Genomic DNA, 1,258 nt, shown 5'->3' on the forward strand with positions numbered 1-1,258 from the left:
ATGGGTGGCGAGTTCAAGCGGTGAGCGCAACGCCCTGAGTTCTGCGGGGTGTTCTCGATGGTTCGACCATTGTCGCCGTTGGGTGTTCGTTTAGCGTTCTGGGATGGACTGGACGCGGGGCTGTCGGTAGCAGTCGCTGCGCGGGCTGCGGGGGTGTCGCGGGCGACCGCGTACCGGTGGCTGCGCGAGCATCGTAAAGTGCTTTCTCCGACGGTTCAGGATTTCAGTGTCGCCCGCGCAGGGCTATTGTCGTTGCGCGAGCGGGAAGAGATCGGGTTTCAGCTCGCCAGAGGCCAAGGGGTTCGTCGCATCGCCGCGGCGCTGGGAAGGTCACCATCGACGATCAGCCGGGAAGTGACACGGAACCGGATCGCGGGTCGGTACGTGCCTTCGCTGGCACAGGAGCAGACTCGGATGCGAGCTCGCCGGCCGAGGGCGCGCAAGCTGGACGGGTTAGCGTTGCGGGAACAGGTCACCAGGATGCTGACCGAGCACTTCAGCCCGCAACAGGTCGCGGGCCGGCTCAAGATCGAGCATCCGGAGAATCCGGAGATGCAGGTGTCGCACGAAACGATCTACCAGGCCCTCTACGTCCAGGGCCGCGGATCGTTGCGCTTGGAGATCGCGGCGGCGTTGCGATCTGGACGCACGACCCGCCGCCCGCATCAGCCGGAGGGCCCACGCCCGCAGAGATTCAAAGACATGATCATGATCTCTGATCGGCCGCCCGAGATCGAGGACCGCGCCGTTCCCGGGCACTGGGAGGGGGATCTCATCATCGGCTCGACAGCGTCGAAGTCCGCAATAGGCACCCTCGTTGAACGCACCACCGGATACGTGATGCTGCTGCATCTACCGGATGATCACACCGCGCGCACCGTCGCCGACGCGATGATCACCGCGATGAATGCACTTCCGGAACAGCTACGCCGATCAACGACCTGGGATCAGGGCGCAGAGATGGCGCGGCATCAAGAAATCACCACAGCGACAGGGATGCCGATCTATTTCTGCGATCCACACTCGCCCTGGCAACGCGGCAGCAACGAGAACACGAACGGGCTGCTGCGCCAGTACTTCCCCAAGAGCACGGATCTGTCCTTCCACGGGCCAGGGATACTCGAGAACGTGGCCGCGGAACTCAACCGCCGCCCCCGCAAACGCCACGGCTACCGCACGCCCGCAGAAGTCCTTGCCGCGCTACTCTCAAATCCAACAAATCAAATCGGTGTTGCAGACACCGCTTGAACTCGCCGGT

General features: G+C 63.7%; 1 protein-coding gene. It reads left to right on the forward strand.

Annotated elements, in window-relative coordinates; genetic code table 11:
- Positions 1–120 precede the first annotated feature (120 nt).
- On the forward strand, positions 121–1,248 hold the full coding sequence (locus AC1C2Q_RS18935; protein WP_495451387.1) for an IS30 family transposase: 1,128 nt from the start codon (positions 121–123) through the stop codon (positions 1,246–1,248).
- Positions 1,249–1,258: the final 10 nt, after the last annotated feature.

Source organism: Microbacterium sp. Y356, from assembly GCF_059445355.1.